This is a genomic window from Pseudomonadota bacterium, from assembly GCA_026388315.1.
Lineage (GTDB): Bacteria > Desulfobacterota > Syntrophorhabdia > Syntrophorhabdales > Syntrophorhabdaceae > MWEV01.
Genome location: JAPLKA010000028.1, coordinates 1 through 2,296, shown reverse-complemented (window position 1 = coordinate 2,296; position 2,296 = coordinate 1). Strand labels below are relative to the sequence as shown.

The 2,296-nt window shown below is 41.3% G+C and carries 2 protein-coding genes; both read right to left on the bottom strand.

The window, feature by feature from the left end; translation table 11 throughout:
• Positions 1–1,453 (bottom strand): tetratricopeptide repeat protein (locus NTX75_02665; protein ID MCX5815131.1); only part of this gene is annotated, 1,453 nt, incomplete at its 3' end.
• A 214-nt stretch (positions 1,454–1,667) separates the two neighbouring features.
• Positions 1,668–2,296: hypothetical protein (locus tag NTX75_02660; protein MCX5815130.1), on the bottom strand; the 629-nt coding region annotated here is incomplete at its 5' end.

Genomic DNA, 2,296 nt, shown 5'->3' with positions numbered 1-2,296 from the left:
CGTTATATTGACCTTTATCAATATACGCGATACTCATAGCGCTCTTTGCCCACCTGTCATTCGGATCAAGGGAATATGCCTTTTCGGCATCTTTAAAGGCATATTCAAGATTGCCTTTTTCTCTGTAGGCAAGGCTTCTTAATGCAAGAAATGAGGCACCGCCTTTTAATATATATGTTTCTTGGGTGATAACTTTTGTAAGTGGTTCTTTAAAACCATTTCTTTCAATTGTTAGCGTAACCTGTCTTCCTGCATGACCAAACATCCTTTGAATGATTTTTGCTATATCCTCGCCTTTTGTTGATTGCCCATCTATCTTGATTATTTTATCTCCAAACTGTATGTCAGCTTTCTTTGCGGGGCCATATTCAAAAACCTGTGCCCTGGCGTCCTTAAAAATCGTCTTTACCACAGGGTAGCCATTTTCAATGGAAATTGCCTGCTCCAACCCCGTCCCGGTGGAAGTCCATACTTTAAGCCCCCGATCAGTAATAGAAATAACTTCATCGTATCTGCCCATTGCCCAGTAAGCGGTTGCAAGATTAAAATGCAAAACAGGATTAACAGGATTATTGGGGGCTATTTCTAACGCCTTATTGTAGGTGCTTACGGCTTCACTATAGTTTTCTTTATCATCATAAATTTGAGCCAGCCGGATATATTGATCAGCGTTTTTGGGATTAATCTCTATAGATTTTTTGTAAGCACCAATTGCTTCGTCGTATTGTTTTTGGGCTGTATATATTGTGGCTAATATTCCATAAGCATAGTCACTGGGTTTGATTTCTATCGATCTTTTCACTGCAGCCATGGCATTATCATACTGTTTTAATTCTCTATAAGAACTGGCAAGATCTATATAGAAATTTATTGCTGTAGGATCTAAATCAATAGCTTGCTTAAGTGCATTTACTGACTCTTGATATTGAGCATTTCGATAATAAGTACTGCCAAGCCAGAAATAACAACTGCTTTTGCGGGGCACCATGGATAAAACATACTTTCTAACTTCAGGTGAAACATTCGGAAGACTTGGTATCTGTTGCTCCAACTTATCTGCTGAGAGCGTAGCTGCTTTTTCAAAAGCAACAATCGCATCTTTAAATTGCCGGGTTTCATAATATGCCTTACCCAGCCAAAAGTACCATGCCGGCGTCCATCCATAAGAAATGCACTTTGCCTTGGGTGCTATATCTACGGCTCTTTTTAGATGCGTGATAGCCTCTGAATATTGTTTTTTGTCTAATAATACCTTGCCGAGCATAAACGAACACCAACAGGATAACTTTCCTGTATCACCCTCACCGCTGACGCATGACTTGTACTCTTTGATGGCTTTCTCGTAATTGCCTGCACGATAAGCATCGTCACCTTCTGATGCTCCTGCTGCAGCACGCCCTGTCATTAATGCAAAAATAGAAATAAGCATTACAAATTTCAGTGCATATTTCACAATTGTCCTCCTTACCTTTATTTTAAACCTACTCTCCCTATTGAATGGATTTTAGTTGTGAATCTATATCCTTTGCCATATTTTAAAATCCGTATCTCGTATCTTAACTGCAGTGAATAGTCATTAGTCAAAAAACCATTCACCATTCACAACATTTCATATTTTCTGCCTTTTTAACTATTCATTATCTACTATTCACTATTCACTGCCTTTTTCACACCTGAGGGGGCTTTTTCTTGCCCGGGGCAGGCATTGGCGCAATCGGTATTCGCAGTTCCACTAAAGCACAGAAAACCCGCAGCTCATCAAGAAGCGTCTCAAGGTCAGGCCTTGTGTATGTTGCGATGCCCATCTCAATGTTTGACTCTATGGATCGTAAGCTGGCAACCTGCTTTGTCATGGGTAGGGGTTTTGTAACACCTGGGACTGGTTTGATCTTTTTGTATGCTGTGAGCAGATTATTCAGGGTGGCATTGGTTACAGGCGTTTTCAAAATGTCGGTAAATATCTGCATGCGGTCGGGACATTCGAGGTTCGCAGCGAAGAGGTACCCCTGTGAAACAGGGAGGTTTCCTGCCCGGATTTCAGCTTGAATCTCAGGAGGATTTTTTAAAAGCGATAACGTGCGGAACAAGGAAGTGTAAGCCTTTCCGGAGATTTCCATATTTGTGTCCACAGTGGACGCAAATGCTTCAGGAGCATCTTCACGCCTCCGGTTATAGGTCACTAACTCGCTCATCACCCCATCCACATCATAATTTTTATCGGGAAGTTTTGCTTGGATATACGCCAATATCCCCTTTGCCTGATCAATAGGATTCAGGTCTTCCCGCTGGAGGTTTT